This is a genomic window from Arthrobacter rhizophilus (assembly GCF_026241105.1).
Taxonomy (GTDB): Bacteria; Actinomycetota; Actinomycetes; order Actinomycetales; family Micrococcaceae; genus Arthrobacter.
In genome coordinates, this window is sequence record NZ_JAPFFT010000002.1 from 309,328 (window position 1) to 323,258 (window position 13,931).

Below are 13,931 nucleotides of genomic sequence, written 5' to 3' on the forward strand. Positions count from 1 at the left end.
ACTGAACCCATGACCGCCACGCCGGAGGACCGGCCATCAAGCTCGTGGTCCCTCATGGCCTCGGAGCTCTCGGTACTGTTCAGGCGGCTGCGGACGTGGGCCATGCTGCTGGCGCTCGCAGCCATTCCCATTCTCATTGCCGCGGCGGTCAAACTGAGCTCACACCCCGTGGCACCGGGCCGGGGCCCCCCTTTCCTGGATCGGATCACCCAAAACGGGCTTTTCGTTGGCGTGACTGCGCTGGTGGTTTCTGTGCCCTTGTTCCTGCCCCTCACTATCGGGGTGGTAGCAGGCGACACGATTGCTGGAGAAGCGAACCTGGGCACGCTGAGATACTTGCTCGTCGCCCCTGCGGGACGCGTCCGCCTCTTGCTGATCAAATACACGGCCGCCGCCGTGTTCTGCTTGGCAGCGACCTTGACGGTCGCCGCCGCCGGTGCGTTGGCCGGCGTCGTACTGTTCCCGGTAGGCCCCGTCACACTGCTCTCCGGCGACACTATCGGCGTCGGCGAATCCGTAGCGCGTTCCCTGCTGATTGCTGCCTATGTAGCCGTCTCGCTGCTGGGGCTGTCCGCCATCGGTCTGGCAATCTCCACCTTTACGGACATTCCCGTCGGTGCGATGGCGGCCACCATCGTGCTGTCCGTGGTCTCGCAAGTGGCCGACAATCTGCCGCAATTGGAGTGGCTGCATCCTTGGTTGTTCAGCCACTACTGGTTGGGCTTCGCTGATCTTCTGCGCCAACCCATTTCATGGGTGAGCTTTGGAAACAACGCCTTGCTGCAAGCGGGTTACATTCTGGCAGCCTGGGCGTTGGCCTATGGCAAGTTCACGAGCAAGGATGTTCTGTCCTGAAGCACGGCCTGCCCGTAAGCTCTTGGCATGGCAAGATTCTTCGATGTTCACCCGCAGGACCCCCAACCACGCGCAATTGCCCAGGTGGTGAACATCCTGAAGTCGGGCGGACTGATCGCCTACCCCACCGATTCCTGCTACGCACTCGGCGCGCAAATTGGCAACAGGGAAGCCCTCGATCGGATCCGCTCGATCCGCCAGCTGGACGGCAAACACCATTTCACCTTGGTCTGCAAGGACTTCGCCCAGCTTGGGCAGTTCGTCATGATCGACAACGATGTGTTCCGAAGCATCAAGGCCGTCACGCCGGGAAGCTACACCTTCATCCTTCCTGCCACCAAGGAAGTGCCGCGCCGGCTCCTGCACCCGAAGAAAAAGACGGTTGGCGTGCGCATTCCAGACCACAACTTCGTCCAGGCGCTGCTGGCCGAACTGGGTGAACCGCTCCTTTCCAGCACGTTGTTGCTCCCCGACGAGGAGGAGCCCTTGACCCAGGGTTGGGAAATCAAGGAACGCTTGGACAACCTGGTGGAAGCCGTGATCGATTCCGGGGACACCGGCGCAGAGCCCACCACCGTGGTGGACTTCTCGAGCGGCACAGCGGAAGTGGTCAGGCGCGGCACCGGCGATCCCTCCCGTTTCGAATGAGCGTCGACGAAACCCGGATCGCCATCGACGTCGACGGCGCACCGATCTCCGGCATCTACGCCCGGCCTGCCAAACCGTTCGCGACCCTAGTGCTCGCCCACGGAGCGGGAGCGGGCATGGAGCATCCCTTCCTGGGCGGCCTCTCGCGCGCATTGAACGACGACGGCGTCGCCACCTTGCGTTTCAACTTCCCCTACCGGGAAGCCGGCAAGAGGTTCCCCGACCGGCCACCCGCGGCGATCGCGGCGTGGCGGGCCGTCATGGCGGAAGCGGCGTCCCGTTCAGAGGGCGAGCCGCTGTGGGCGGCAGGTAAGTCCTTCGGTGGTCGCATGGCGTCGATGGCAGTCGCCGAAGGCATGCCCGCGGCTGGACTCGTCTACCTCGGCTACCCCCTGCACCCGCCGGGGAAACCGGAGAAGCTGCGTGACGAGCACCTCTACGGGCTCACCCTGCCGATGCTCTTCCTGCAGGGCACTCGAGACACCTTCGCGACGCCCGAGTTGCTCGAAGGCGTAGTGTCCCGGATTGGCCCGATGGCCACCATCGAGTGGTGGGACGGCGGGGACCATTCCTTTGATCGCGTGGGCGTCAAAAAGAGCGCGGCGGATGTAGGTGCCTCTTTGGCGGGCCCGGTATTAGCGTTCCTTCGCGGGAACGGCTGAGCCCGATGCGGGTCATCAAGACTTCACTGGATATCAGGCTTTCGCCGAGGCAACGGCAATACCCGGAGGCAGCGGCTCATGCCGCAGGTACTCCCGACGGAATCGGCCACTGCCCGCGGTCAGTCCCCGCAACACGATCGCGTACCGCAGCAATTCCTGTTCCGGAACTTCGGCGCTGATTTCAGTACTTTCCCCGCCCACGGACGTCGTTCCGGTGACACGCCCGCGGCGGGAAGACAGATCACTCATGACGGCGCCCACGTGATCGTCTGCCACGAGGACGGTAACGGCCGAAATCGGCTCCAGGAGTTGAATGCTGCTGGCCGCAGCGGCCTCCCGCAATGCCAACGCGCCAGCGGCCTGGAAAGCCGCGTCCGACGAATCGACACTGTGCGTCTTGCCACCCACCAGGGTCACCCTGATGTCGACTACCGGGAAGCCTGCCCGGACCCCCTTGTTCATTTGGGCTCGGACGCCTTTCTCGACCGAAACAACATAAGTTCCGGGGATGACTCCGCCGACAATCCTGTCGACGAATTCGAAACCTGCCCCGCGTTCAAGGGGTTCCACTTCGATATCGCAGATCGCGTATTGTCCGTGGCCTCCCGATTGCTTGACATAACGGCCGTGGCCGGCGGCTTGGGCGGCGAAGGTCTCCCTGAGCGGGGTGATGACGTCCACCGTTTGCAGCTTCACCCCTTGTTCGCGCAACCTGTCGAGGACCGCTTCCGAGTGTGCCTCTCCCATGCACCACAAGACCAGCTGGTGGGTTTCAGCGTTCCGCTCCACCCTCAGGGTCGGATCGCCCGCCGCGACTTTGGCCAGGCTCTTGGACAGCGCATCCTCGTCGCCGTGAGAGGCCGCTTCGATCGCGACAGGCATCAGCGGCTCCGGCATGTCCCAGGTTTCCACGAGTAGTGGAGCCTCGCGGGCGGAAACGGTGTCTCCCGTTTCGGCGCTCGCTACCTTCGCCAGCGCGCAAATGTCTCCGGCCACGGCGAAAGGCACCGGCCGGAGGCTGGACCCCAACGGGGAATAGAGGTGCGTGATCCGTTCGTCGTTGTCGTGGTCGGGATGGCCCCGTTCGGCCAGGCCGTGCCCACCCACGTGCACCGCAGAGTCCTCGCGAAGCGTCCCCGAGAAAAGCCGGACAAGGCAGACACGCCCCAGGAACGAGTCAACGGTAGTCCGCACCACTTCGCCAAGGAGCGGGCCGTCCGGATCGCACGTCAGCGGTTCGACGGGTGTCCCGCCCAAGTCGGTTACCGTAGGCAGGCTACGCTCAGTGGGCGACGGAAACGCCCGCGTCAGCACCTCCAACAGTTCGGCCGTGCCGACGCCGGTCACGGCGGACGTTGCCAGCACCGGGAAGAACGTCCCCCGGACGATCGCGGTCTCCAGGTCCTCCACGAGGGTACCGACGGGGACGTCTTCGCCGCCAAGGTACCGGTCCATCAGCGTCTCATCCTCGCTCTCCGAGATGATCCCCTCGATAAGCTCACCGCGGGCACCGTCAGAGCCGGCCAGTTCCTCCGCAGCGGCGGGACGGACAGCGGGGTGCGGATCCCCGGGGGTGTACTCAGACACCGATCCCGAAAGAAGTCCGAGCAATCCGGTGACGCTGTCACCTTGGCGAACCGGTAAGTGGAGGGGCAGCACCGAATCGCCGAAGGATCTGCGGCATTCAGCCAAGACGGCATCGTAGTTCGCGCGTGGATGGTCAAGCCGGCTGATCACTACGGCCCGAGGCATGCCGACGCGCTCGCATTCGCTCCACAACGCGGTGGTCCCGGCGTCGACCCCGTCAACGGCCGACACGACGAACAACGCCGCATCCGCAGCACGCAGCCCCGCGCGCAGCTCGCCCATGAAATCGGCGTAGCCCGGGGTGTCGAGAAGGTTCACTTTGACGTCGTCGAACACGAGGGGTGCTGCCGAAAGACCGATGGAACGCTGCTGGTGGATGGCCGTCGCTTCCGAGTCACTCACGGTGGTGCCTTCGACGATCGAACCCATGCGGGTTACGACGCCGGCGGCGTAGAGGAGGGACTCGAGCAGCATCGTCTTTCCTGCGCCCGAGCGGCCAATCAGGACGACGTTGCGGATTTTTTCGGGCCGATCGGCCGGCGCCGAGGAAGGGTCCGCGCGTCGAAGATCGGGGTTGCTCCGGTTCGACCCCTTCGTCGCACTGCCTGGGCCTTTCACCGACATGAGCACCTCCTGGAGTAGAAGCCGGATCCCCCGCGTCCTTTGCTAACCGATTCCACACCCTCGACCGGCGCACGGCAAGAGGAAAGCCAACTCACGGTCCTGAAACCGCGCCCGCAAGGGCTAGGAGAGCATGCTCCACACCAAGCGAACGGAAAACGCGGCGCTTGCGGCAATGACTACCGCGAATGCCACGAGCCACAGCAGCGACGGCACCCCGGTGGAACGGGCCAGGATGTAGGCGTCGGACGACGCCAGCCGATCCCGACGCCGGGTGTGGACCGATGCAACCTTGAACCAATCCCGTACGGCGCCCACTTCCAAGGCTATTCCGAGCCCCAACACCACATGGCTGACCGTTGAGGGATTGGCGAACATGACAAGCACTTGGGCAATCGCCGCGCTGAGAAGCGCAACAAAGATTCCGGTGAAATTCCGTAGGAAGATGAGGGCGACCAGCAACAACAACGCCCCAATGGACATGGCCGCCCCCGACCGTCCTGCGAACACAGACCAGATGAGCGCTACGCCCACCACGGCCGGACTCGGATATCCCCAGAACCCGGACCAGGCCGCTCCGAACTTGCCCCGTCCACTGCTGAGGAGCTGTCCTGAGTGGTCGAGCCCAATCTTGAGCCCGTGAACAATCCGACCCGTCATGAGGGCAGCGAACGCGTGTCCCAGTTCGTGCACGAACGTCACATAGAGGCCAAACCAGCGCCACGTGGCCCGCGGGATACTCAGCACGACGGCTACCGCGAGGATGCCCAAGACAACGGGCGTCGAGAAGTTTGGGACCTCCGGCGTGGTGAATCCCCGCACCACGGCTTGCCACCAGTCATTGGCCAGGTCAGCGGGACGCAATTCCATGTTCATCACCGTGGCATCCTAGAGAAGAAGCCTGTGAATGCCTCCCAGTCCTCAGCCAGGCCACCTCATCCCGGTCACATCCTCTGCTTGGTCTTGGCGGTAGCAGGCGCTGTCCAAGGGTCTTCAGGCCAGGGGTGCTTTGGATAGCGGCCGCGCATCTCCGCGCGGACCTGGGCGTAGGGGCCGGACCAGAAGGAAGCCAGGTCATCCGTCACGGCCAGCGGCCGCCTGGCAGGGGAAAGCAGGTGGAAGAGCACCGGCACCCGCCCGCCTGCCAAGCGGGGCGTCTCAGCCCAGCCGAAGCATTCCTGTAGCTTCACGGCCACCACCGGCCGGCCGCCGTCGTCCGCCACGTCCGGATAGTCGATCCGCACCCGCGAACCGCTCGGCACGTCAAGCCATTCCGGTGCCAGATCACCGAAGCGCGCCGCCTCTGGCCACGGCAACAGCCGCCGTAACGGCTCGGCCAGGTTGATCCCGTTCGTGGCGGCCCCTCCGGCCAACGCTTCAAGCTCCGGTCCCAGCCACCTGTCCAGACTGGCCAGCAACGCCGGTTCTGAAACGTCCGGCCAGGGATCACCCAATTCCCGGTGCAGCAAGGCCAGGCGTCGGCGCAACGCATCCCCCGCCGTCGACCATCCGATCGTCCCCAAGCCGTCCTTCGCCAGGGCGCGGGCTACGGCTGCGCGTCCCTCTTCCACGGACGGCCGTACCGGCGTGGAAGAGAGCACGATCGCCCCCAACCGCCGTTCCTGCCGGGCAGCAACCCGGCCTTGCTTGAATTCTGCTTCCACAGTGTCGCTCAGGAGGTGGCTGGCGGCAGCTTGTGCCGATTCCGCTGCAAGGGGCGCGGCGGAACGGATGACCGCGCCGGTCCCTGCCGCATCCCGACCCTCCGCGCGGGACACTTCGGCGACCGCGAGCCATTGGTGGCCGGCCAGCGGACTTCCTGCCGGCAGCCCGGCGCGCGTCCCTGACGTGAGCAGGTACCGCTCAGGCCCGGTGCCTGGAACGCGACGCGCCACGCGGTCCGGGAACGCAAGGGCGACCACGAACCCGAGCGCTTCCGCAGGGCTCGCCGGAGAAGTCAGGCCCGCTCGCGAAGACAGGGAGGGTACGACGCCGGAGCCCTCCTCGCGGGCGATCGCCTCCATGCGTCGGACGTCCTCCGCCCAACGTTGGGCTGCGGGGTCCTTGCCAGACCGGAGCAAAGCAAGGAGGCGGGTCAGATCAGCTCCAGGAGGGCGCTGATCCCCCGCGACGAGTGCAACGGCCTCAGCCGCCGTGCGACGCCCGACGACGGCGGCGCCATCGAGCAATGCGCGGGCCAGGCGCGGATCGGCGGGAATCTTTGCCAGGGTCTTTCCCACGTCCGTGGCCAGTCCATCCGGGGAAATCGCGCCGAGTTCCCGGAGCACTTCCACCGCATCATCCATCGCTGCCTGGGGGGGCGTGTCTGGAAGGGCCAGTCCCCGGCCGCGTGGCGATCCCCAACAGGCCAGGACCAGGGCGGCACCCGTCAGGTCCGCGGACGCTATTTCCGGGGTGGGATGGGCTGGTGCCGCACCAAACGCCTTTTGCTCGTAGCAGCGGACCACCCGTCCGGGCCCTTGGCGTGCCGCGCGTCCGGCACGCTGTTCCGCGGACGCGCGGGAACAGGAGACGGTAACCAAGCCGGACATACCGCGGTTGGAGTCGCGCCGCAACTCGCGGGATAGCCCCGCGTCGATGACAAGCCGGACTCCTGGAACCGTCAGGGAGGATTCGGCCAATGCGGTCGACACGATGATCCGGGGAGGTCCGCCAGGTTCCCGCCCGGAAACTGCCCGGTCTTGTTCAGCGGGGCTTGCCTGTCCGTGAAGCTCCAACACCTCCGCGTCCGGTACCCTCGCAGCGAGGCGGACACGCAGCCGGGAAGCGACGTAGGACACCTCCCATGCACCGGGGACGAACACGAGGGCGTCGATGTCCGGCTCGGCCGCGAGCGTTTGGGCATACGACGCCGCCGCTGTGTCCGCCACATGGTCCATGAAAGCGCGAGCCACCCCGCGTGCATCCAATCGCGGCACGGCCGCGGGTGCCCAGTCCACCTCCAAGGGGTGCAGCGCGGAAGGGCAGTCGACGACGGGGGCCGGCCCGGCGCCGTCGTGCTCTCCGGTTCCGCCCTCCCCGACGGCGGCACCCGCGATCAGCGCGGCGAACCGCGGCGCGTCCAGGGTTGCCGACATCGCCACAAGGGCGAGGTCTTCGCGCAACTCACGGACCTCGATAAGCATGCCGAGCAGCAGGTCTGTCTCCAAGCCGCGTTCGTGAACCTCGTCGAGGATCACGGCGTTGATGCTCTCAATCCCTGGATCCGCAAGCAGTCGCCGCAGGAGGATTCCAGGGGTGACGAACTCGATGAGGGTTCCCGGACCCGTCTTGCTTTCTCCCCGGACGGTGTACCCGACGCGGTCGCCCAATCGGCTCCCGTCGAGGGCTGCGAGGCGTCGTGCGGCCGAGCGCGCGGCAACGCGGCGTGGCTGGGTCACCACCACGCGGGGGCGTTCATCTCCGTTGACGGAGCCGGCGGCGATATTGGCAAGCAGGGGCGGAACGAGAGTCGTCTTGCCGGTTCCTGGAGGGGCTTGTACGACGGCGGTTCCAGCCGCCCCGCTTGCGCCGAGCGCTTCGGCGAGTTCTTCCAACGAGTCCGCGAAAACGAGTCCTGCCCCGATCGCGCCAAGGTCAAAGAGTCTGTAGGCAGGCGCGGCGTTCCGCGGGACGAGTGGGGAATTCACTCCTCCATTGTGCATACATGCGGAACCGAGCCGGAAAGGTGGACTGCTTGCCGAATCGGGAGGACTATTAAAGGGCAATCGCTAGAAGGAGGTCAGTGATGTGCTACGGGTACTACAAGGATTTCCAGCGGGACACCAGGAAAGATGCCTCACGGGAATCCGAGGAACGTCCTGAACCCAAGGTGGACGCGAAGGACTTCACGTTCTGGGCCTTCCCACGCCGCCGCCGTGAGTTCACGAACGATCCGGAACCGGTAATCGACCGGACCCGCGAGAGGGTCTAGCCCAAGAAGTGAAAGGAATGTCCTGCACGGGACGTTCCTTTCATTACGGCGGCATCTCGGCTCCTGTTTCAGCGCACTGCAACTCCCCGAAGTCTCACCGCCATGAATCCAACAGCGCCTAGGAACGGAGCCTGAGGTGGCTATGACGGCGGACTCCATCACCCTTCTCATTGTGCTCATTGTTGTAGCGGTCATCTGGTTCGCGATGGCCGTCCACATCGTCACGCAATACGAACGCGGCGTCCTGTTCAGGCTGGGAAAGGTCCAGCGTGTCAGGTCACCTGGCCTCGTCGTCATCATCCCGTTCGTCGACCGGCTGAGGAAGGTCTCCCTTCGGATCGTCACCATGCCCATCCAGTCCCAGGGCATCATCACCCGGGACAACGTCAGCGTGGACATTTCCGCCGTCGCCTATTTCCGCGTGGTGGACGCCATCAAGTCCGTCATCGCGATTGAAAACATCCACGCGGCCATCGACCAAATCGCACAAACCACGCTTCGAAAAGTTGTGGGGCAACACACCCTCGACGAAACGCTCGCGGAAACTGACGTGATCAACGCCAACATTCGCCAGATCCTGGACGGGCTGACTTTGGAATGGGGTGTCGAGGTCACATTGGTGGAGTTGAAGGACATCCAGCTGCCGGACAGCATGAAGCGCGCTATGGCCCGCCAGGCGGAAGCTGAGCGCGAGAAGCGCGCCAAGATCATCGCCGCCGAAGGCGAATCCCTGGCCGCAGCCGCCCTGGGCAGGGCCTCCGACACCATGATGGCCCACCCCTTGGCGTTGCAATTGCGCAACCTCCAGACCATGGTGGAACTCGGCGTAGACAAGAACACCACGGTGGTCTTCCCGGCTCCGTTGATGAGCACGATCAACGAACTCGGAGCGTTCCTTGCCCGGGAAGTGGCCTCGGCAAAGGCAGTTCAACCGCCCACAGCGGACAACGCCGCAGCGCCGCCGCCCAGAACCGACATAGCAGCGCCCGGACTGAGCCGGTAGCCTTACAAGCACAAGTTCGGAAGGAGGAAGACCATGACCGACCCCCTACGGGGCCGCGCCACCGCCTTCCTCCGCCGTATTGGCCTGCTAACCGCGCTCCTGGCGATCATCGCCGGAATCCTCGGGATGCACGTGATGGGTGCCAGCCACAGCATGCACGACCCCATCGCAATCGGGATCAACGCCGAAATGGCGGGCGCCCACGGTGGCCACATCGAGCCACCGGATGATCCATCGCCACCCGCCAACCTGTCTTCCAATCGATCGGCTCAGCTGACCGCATCGCATTGCACAAGCTCGGGCACCTGTACCGCGATGTCAGCCATGAGCGCCGTCTGCGTGCTTGCCTCGAGCCATAACTCGCTGACGGCACCTTTGCCTGGCGTCCCGCCATATGCAGATGAGGGCACCACGGAGCCGGGCTCGCAGAACGCCGGCTATTCGCACCGTCCGGGAAGTCCTTCCCCGGGCGATCTCTGCATCAGTCGAACGTAAAATACGCGGCCGCACCGAGCCGTTCGGCCCGCTGCATAAGACTTCACCCTGATGCGCCGCCCGCTAGTGGGCTTGCTGTGCGCGTCCCACGCAGCCGCACCTCTGCCGGCTGATTGATCGAAGGACCCCAAAACCATGAAGAAAACGTTGACCATGATCTCTTACACCTTGGCCACGGCCATCGCGCTGGCTGGCTGCTCAGCCGAAACCGGCGGCAACAACATGCCCGGAATGAACCACGGAGCCACCTCCGCGTCCTCATCTGCTTCCACGGTGGGCACTACCGGAGAGCACAACGCGGCCGACACATCGTTTGCCCGGATGATGATCCCCCACCATGCCCAGGCCGTCCAGATGAGCGACGTGGTGCTCGCCAAGAAGGATATCCCTGCTCCGGTGACCGCACTGGCTGGGAGGATCAGAGCAGCCCAAGGCCCCGAGATCGAGAAAATGAGGGGCTGGCTCAAAGCATGGAACGAGCCCGCCGAGATGTCCGGCGACCACATCATGAACGGAATGATGGGCGAGGAGGACATGAAGAAACTCACGGCGTCCCAGGGCCTTGAAGCAGCCAGGCTGTTCCTCACCCAGATGATCGCCCATCACCAAGGGGCCGTGGTCATGGCGCAGAAGGAAAGCGTTGATGGCGAGAACGATGACGCACTCAAGCTGGGCAACGGCATCGTGTCGGCACAGGAGGCTGAGATCAAGGAAATGAAGGAGCTGCTGGGAACCCTCTAGCCGAAGAGCACCGGTCCACCTGGGCTTGACTGGGTGGACCGGCGCCGTAGCTGGAGAGTAACGGTATCGGCGCTGGTCAGGCCGTGACGTCTACAGAAGTGTCGTCCGCTTCGAACACGGCTTCGGCTACATCTTCCCGGAGGTGGTAGTCCCTGGCTTCGACTGGATACAGGGAGCCACTGACCACGTAATAGCCACGGCCTTCCCCTGGCCCGCCAGCCGCGGAGTCTATGGCAGCTATCAGTTGTGGTTCCAAGGGTTGTTCGCTGCCGAGCTCCCGCAATCTAGCGAGGTCCTGGGCCTCCAGGCGACTGATCAAACCCGGAATATCGCACATCTAAAACACCGTCCTGTTCGGTCTGTGGGAAAGGTTCGCGCCGTCGCCCCAGCCGTAGGTGCATGCCAAGAACACTAAGCCCGGGAATCGTTTGTGGCAAGGGCCCAACCGGGACGAGTCCACTAAATGGACGCCGCTTGCTGCTGCCTGTGTTTTCATGCTGCGTTCTTGGTTGCGTTGCCTACTGTTCAGTAACGGTCGGCAACATGGAGGGGGTGAGTTCACCATGCAAAGCCCATTCGGGCGAAAATGTCCCCTTCTCCGCAACCCGGCGCGGTTTTATGGCCGCCGCTCTGACAGGCGCAGCTTTGACCCTGGCGCCGGTTTCCTTCGCGGCAGCCGCTACCGGAACAAGTAAGACCAAGACGATCACCGGCCATCTGGACCCGGGCGCCGCAGACTTTGTGTATTTGCCGATCGAGGTGCCGGCAGGCGTCAACAAGATCAGCGTCTCGTACACCTACAACAAGCCCCAGGTGTCCCCTGGACTTCTCGGGAACGCGTGCGACATTGGAATTTTCGATGAGAAGGGCACGGACATCGCCGGCAAGGGCTTCCGTGGCTGGTCGGGCGGTTTCCGCACGGAATTCAGCATCAGCGCCGGCGAGACGACGCCCGGCTACCTGCCTGGACCCGTCGGTAAGGGCACCTGGAACGTTGTTCTCGGCCCGTACCAGGTGGCCGAACAGGGCCTTGACTACACCGTGAATGTCACGCTCGAGTATGGACCGGACGGCACGCCCTTCAAACCCCAGTATCCGGCGCAGCAGATCGCCGGCCGCGGCGCAGGCTGGTATCGCGGCGATGCGCACCTGCACACGGTCTACTCCGATGGAAAGCGCACCCCCGAAGAGGTGGCAGCGGGCGCCCGCGCCGCGCGGCTCGACTTCATGATCTCCACGGACCACAACACACCGGCGTCGCACGGCGTCTGGGGACCGCTCGCGGGCAATGACCTGCTCATCCTCACTGGCGAGGAAGTCACCACGCGCAACGGTCACTACCTCGCCCTCGGCCTGGAGCCCGGCGAGTGGATCGACTGGCGCTACCGGGCCCGCGACAAGGGATTCGAGAAGGAAGCCCAGCGGATCCACGCCTCCGGCGGGATTGTTGTCCCGGCGCACCCGTATTGCCCCTACGTCGCCTGCCGCTGGAAGTTCGGGTATGACGACGCCGATGCGGTCGAAGTGTGGACGGGCCCGTGGACCCTGGACGACGAGTACTCAGTCAACACCTGGGACTCGATGCTGGCCCACTCCGCGCGTACAGGCGGGCGATGGCTCCCAGCCATGGGCAACAGCGACGCGCACAGCGTCCCCCAGGTTATCGGTTGGCCCCACAACGTGGTCAACGCTGCCGCTTTGTCTCGCGATGCACTGCTTGACGGCATCCGCAGCGGCCGGAACTGGATCGCCGAGTCCGCGGACGTCTCGGTGGACTTCAAGGTGACATCCGGAGGCAAGAGCGCAACGGTCGGCGATCGTCTCGACGTCGCGGCAGATGCCCCCGTCACGGTGACCGCGAAAATCGCCGGCGTGCCGAACGGCGTCGTGCGCTTCATCACGGATGAAGGACAGACCCAGCAGGTAACGCTTCCCGCGTCGGGCCAGGGAACGAGCACGTGGGTCACCACCCCTCAGCTCGCGGCCTACGTGCGTGTGGAGGTTCGGCATCCGAAGATCGACGGAACGTCGGGCAGCGGCACGGAGATGGGAGCGGTCATCCCGCTCGGCCCCATGGCAGCGTTGACCAACCCGATCTTCCTGGGTAAGGGCTAGTCCAGAACAGATCCCCCGAGGGAGTCCCTGCCAGTACCCCTACCAGCAGGGACTCCCTCACATCGGAAATCTCCTGTTGGATGGATAGTGCCAATCCTCCGTCCATAAACAGGAGAAACATGCTTACCGTGAATGCTTACGCCGCCCCGTCCGCGAGCGAGGCCCTCGTCCGGACCACCATTGAGCGCCGCGATGTCGGCGCCCACGACGTGCTGATCGAGATCAAGTACGCAGGCATCTGCCATTCAGACATCCACACCGTCCGCGGCGATTGGGGTCCGCAGTCCTATCCTCTTGCTCCCGGCCACGAAATCGCCGGTATTGTCACCGAAGTCGGCGCCGAAGTCACCCGCCACAAGGTCGGCGACCGGGTAGGAGTGGGCTGCATGGTCAACTCCTGCGGTGAATGCGGGAACTGCCGCAAGGGCGAGGAGCAGTACTGCCTCAAGGGAATGACCGGGACCTATGGCGCCGTGGACCGCGACGGGACGATCACCCAGGGCGGGTACTCCACCCACGTTGTGGTGACCGAGGACTTCGTCGTACGGATCCCTGAAGGAATAGAGCTCGACGCCGCCGCTCCCCTGCTGTGCGCAGGCATCACCACCTATTCGCCGCTTCGGCACTGGGGCGCCGGTCCCGGCAAGAAGGTCGCCGTGGTCGGACTCGGCGGGCTGGGCCACATGGCGGTCAAGCTCGCACACGCAATGGGCGCCGAAGTCACGGTGTTGTCCCAGTCATTGAAGAAGCTGGAAGACGGCCTGCGCTTGGGCGCAGACCAGTACTTCGCCACGAGCGACCCTGCAACGTTTGAATCGCTCGCCGGCACTTTTGACCTGATCATCAACACCGTCAGCGCCCCGATCGACATCAGCTCCTACCTTCAGTTGCTGGCCCTCGACGGCGCCTTGGTGAACGTGGGCGCACCCGCGGAGCCGCTCCCGGTCAACGTGTTCTCGCTCATCACGGGACGGCGTTCCTTCGCCGGATCCGCGATCGGCGGCATCCGCGAGACCCAGGAAATGCTCGATTTCTGCGCCGAGCATGGACTTGGTGCCGAGATCGAGGTCATCCCGGCAGACAAGATCAACGACGCCTACGAGCGCGTGCTCGCGTCCGACGTGCGGTACCGCTTCGTCATCGATACGTCCACACTGGGCTAGACCTGATTCGTCCCTCCCAAAAGTCCCTGCGGGGCACTTGCACCGTCACTCTTGCCGCGTGCTTGTGCCTCGTGGGGGGCTTTTTGCTGTCCGCGAGCATCTCTTGG

13 protein-coding genes are annotated in these 13,931 nt (G+C 64.6%); 9 read left to right on the forward strand and 4 right to left on the reverse strand.

Translation table 11 applies throughout. The features are described from left to right. Nucleotides 1–9 precede the first annotated feature (9 nt). Genes OOZ51_RS03875 through OOZ51_RS03885 form a run of 3 tightly spaced genes read left to right on the forward strand, consistent with a single transcriptional unit; the run spans nucleotide 10 to nucleotide 2,165 of the window. Nucleotides 10–855, forward strand: a complete 846-nt coding sequence (locus OOZ51_RS03875) for an ABC transporter permease (RefSeq protein WP_265977604.1) — start codon at nucleotides 10–12, stop codon at nucleotides 853–855. Between the two features lie 27 nt (nucleotides 856–882). Continuing rightward, the gene (locus tag OOZ51_RS03880; protein ID WP_265977605.1) at nucleotides 883–1,503 is read left to right on the forward strand and encodes an L-threonylcarbamoyladenylate synthase; all 621 of its coding nucleotides are present in this window, start codon (nucleotides 883–885) and stop codon (nucleotides 1,501–1,503) included. Next, complete coding sequence (locus OOZ51_RS03885) at nucleotides 1,500–2,165, forward strand: alpha/beta hydrolase family protein (protein ID WP_265977606.1); 666 nt, start codon at nucleotides 1,500–1,502, stop codon at nucleotides 2,163–2,165. The genes OOZ51_RS03880 and OOZ51_RS03885 overlap by 4 nt, the downstream gene beginning before the upstream one ends. Before the next feature lie 33 nt (nucleotides 2,166–2,198). On the opposite strand, the gene OOZ51_RS03890 is transcribed toward OOZ51_RS03885, so the two are convergent. From OOZ51_RS03890 to hrpB, 3 genes are all read right to left on the reverse strand, one after another. Further along, nucleotides 2,199–4,376, reverse strand: coding sequence for an elongation factor G-like protein EF-G2 (locus OOZ51_RS03890; RefSeq protein ID WP_265977607.1), 2,178 nt, complete (start codon nucleotides 4,374–4,376; stop codon nucleotides 2,199–2,201). Between the two features lie 120 nt (nucleotides 4,377–4,496). After that, nucleotides 4,497–5,249, reverse strand: a complete 753-nt coding sequence (locus OOZ51_RS03895) for a M50 family metallopeptidase (RefSeq protein WP_265977655.1) — start codon at nucleotides 5,247–5,249, stop codon at nucleotides 4,497–4,499. A 68-nt stretch (nucleotides 5,250–5,317) separates the two neighbouring features. Beyond that, nucleotides 5,318–8,023, reverse strand: coding sequence for an ATP-dependent helicase HrpB (hrpB, locus tag OOZ51_RS03900; RefSeq protein WP_265977608.1), 2,706 nt, complete (start codon nucleotides 8,021–8,023; stop codon nucleotides 5,318–5,320). 98 nt (nucleotides 8,024–8,121) lie between these two features. Between hrpB and OOZ51_RS03905 the strand changes: the two genes are divergently transcribed. The 4 genes from OOZ51_RS03905 (at nucleotide 8,122) to OOZ51_RS03920 (ending at nucleotide 10,546) form a co-directional block, all read left to right on the forward strand. Further along, the gene (locus tag OOZ51_RS03905; RefSeq protein WP_265977609.1) at nucleotides 8,122–8,307 is read left to right on the forward strand and encodes a hypothetical protein; all 186 of its coding nucleotides are present in this window, start codon (nucleotides 8,122–8,124) and stop codon (nucleotides 8,305–8,307) included. 142 nt (nucleotides 8,308–8,449) lie between these two features. Continuing rightward, the gene (locus tag OOZ51_RS03910; protein WP_265977656.1) at nucleotides 8,450–9,310 is read left to right on the forward strand and encodes a slipin family protein; all 861 of its coding nucleotides are present in this window, start codon (nucleotides 8,450–8,452) and stop codon (nucleotides 9,308–9,310) included. Between the two features lie 33 nt (nucleotides 9,311–9,343). Next, a complete protein-coding gene (locus OOZ51_RS03915; RefSeq protein ID WP_265977611.1) occupies nucleotides 9,344–9,805 on the forward strand; it encodes a hypothetical protein in 462 nt (153 codons plus the stop codon). Nucleotides 9,806–9,940: 135 nt separating this feature from the next. Further along, nucleotides 9,941–10,546: a DUF305 domain-containing protein gene (locus OOZ51_RS03920; RefSeq protein ID WP_265977612.1), complete on the forward strand. Its 606-nt coding sequence runs from the start codon at nucleotides 9,941–9,943 to the stop codon at nucleotides 10,544–10,546. Nucleotides 10,547–10,622: 76 nt separating this feature from the next. Here OOZ51_RS03920 and OOZ51_RS03925 read toward each other — a convergent pair whose 3' ends face one another. After that, nucleotides 10,623–10,883, reverse strand: coding sequence for a hypothetical protein (locus OOZ51_RS03925; protein ID WP_265977614.1), 261 nt, complete (start codon nucleotides 10,881–10,883; stop codon nucleotides 10,623–10,625). A gap of 308 nt (nucleotides 10,884–11,191) precedes the next feature. On the opposite strand from OOZ51_RS03925, the gene OOZ51_RS03930 reads away from it, so the two are divergent. Both OOZ51_RS03930 and OOZ51_RS03935 read left to right on the forward strand, forming a co-directional pair. Then, nucleotides 11,192–12,661: a CehA/McbA family metallohydrolase gene (locus OOZ51_RS03930; protein ID WP_265977615.1), complete on the forward strand. Its 1,470-nt coding sequence runs from the start codon at nucleotides 11,192–11,194 to the stop codon at nucleotides 12,659–12,661. Nucleotides 12,662–12,780: 119 nt separating this feature from the next. Beyond that, nucleotides 12,781–13,824 carry an NAD(P)-dependent alcohol dehydrogenase gene (locus tag OOZ51_RS03935; RefSeq protein ID WP_265977616.1) on the forward strand — a complete coding sequence of 348 codons (1,044 nt, stop codon included), beginning with the start codon at nucleotides 12,781–12,783 and terminating at the stop codon, nucleotides 13,822–13,824. Nucleotides 13,825–13,931 lie beyond the last annotated feature (107 nt).

Bases quoted from the DNA above. Each gene is read 5' to 3' on its own strand.
- OOZ51_RS03885 (WP_265977606.1), top strand. From the start codon at position 1,500: ATGAGCGTCGACGAAACCCGGATCGCCATCGACGTCGACGGCGCACCG.
- OOZ51_RS03935 (WP_265977616.1), top strand. From the start codon at position 12,781: ATGCTTACCGTGAATGCTTACGCCGCCCCGTCCGCGAGCGAGGCCCTC.
- OOZ51_RS03905 (WP_265977609.1), top strand. From the start codon at position 8,122: ATGTGCTACGGGTACTACAAGGATTTCCAGCGGGACACCAGGAAAGAT.
- OOZ51_RS03925 (WP_265977614.1), bottom strand. From the start codon at position 10,883: ATGTGCGATATTCCGGGTTTGATCAGTCGCCTGGAGGCCCAGGACCTC.
- OOZ51_RS03915 (WP_265977611.1), top strand. From the start codon at position 9,344: ATGACCGACCCCCTACGGGGCCGCGCCACCGCCTTCCTCCGCCGTATT.
- OOZ51_RS03910 (WP_265977656.1), top strand. From the start codon at position 8,450: ATGACGGCGGACTCCATCACCCTTCTCATTGTGCTCATTGTTGTAGCG.
- OOZ51_RS03880 (WP_265977605.1), top strand. From the start codon at position 883: ATGGCAAGATTCTTCGATGTTCACCCGCAGGACCCCCAACCACGCGCA.
- OOZ51_RS03890 (WP_265977607.1), bottom strand. From the start codon at position 4,376: ATGTCGGTGAAAGGCCCAGGCAGTGCGACGAAGGGGTCGAACCGGAGC.
- OOZ51_RS03895 (WP_265977655.1), bottom strand. From the start codon at position 5,249: ATGAACATGGAATTGCGTCCCGCTGACCTGGCCAATGACTGGTGGCAA.
- OOZ51_RS03875 (WP_265977604.1), top strand. From the start codon at position 10: ATGACCGCCACGCCGGAGGACCGGCCATCAAGCTCGTGGTCCCTCATG.
- OOZ51_RS03920 (WP_265977612.1), top strand. From the start codon at position 9,941: ATGAAGAAAACGTTGACCATGATCTCTTACACCTTGGCCACGGCCATC.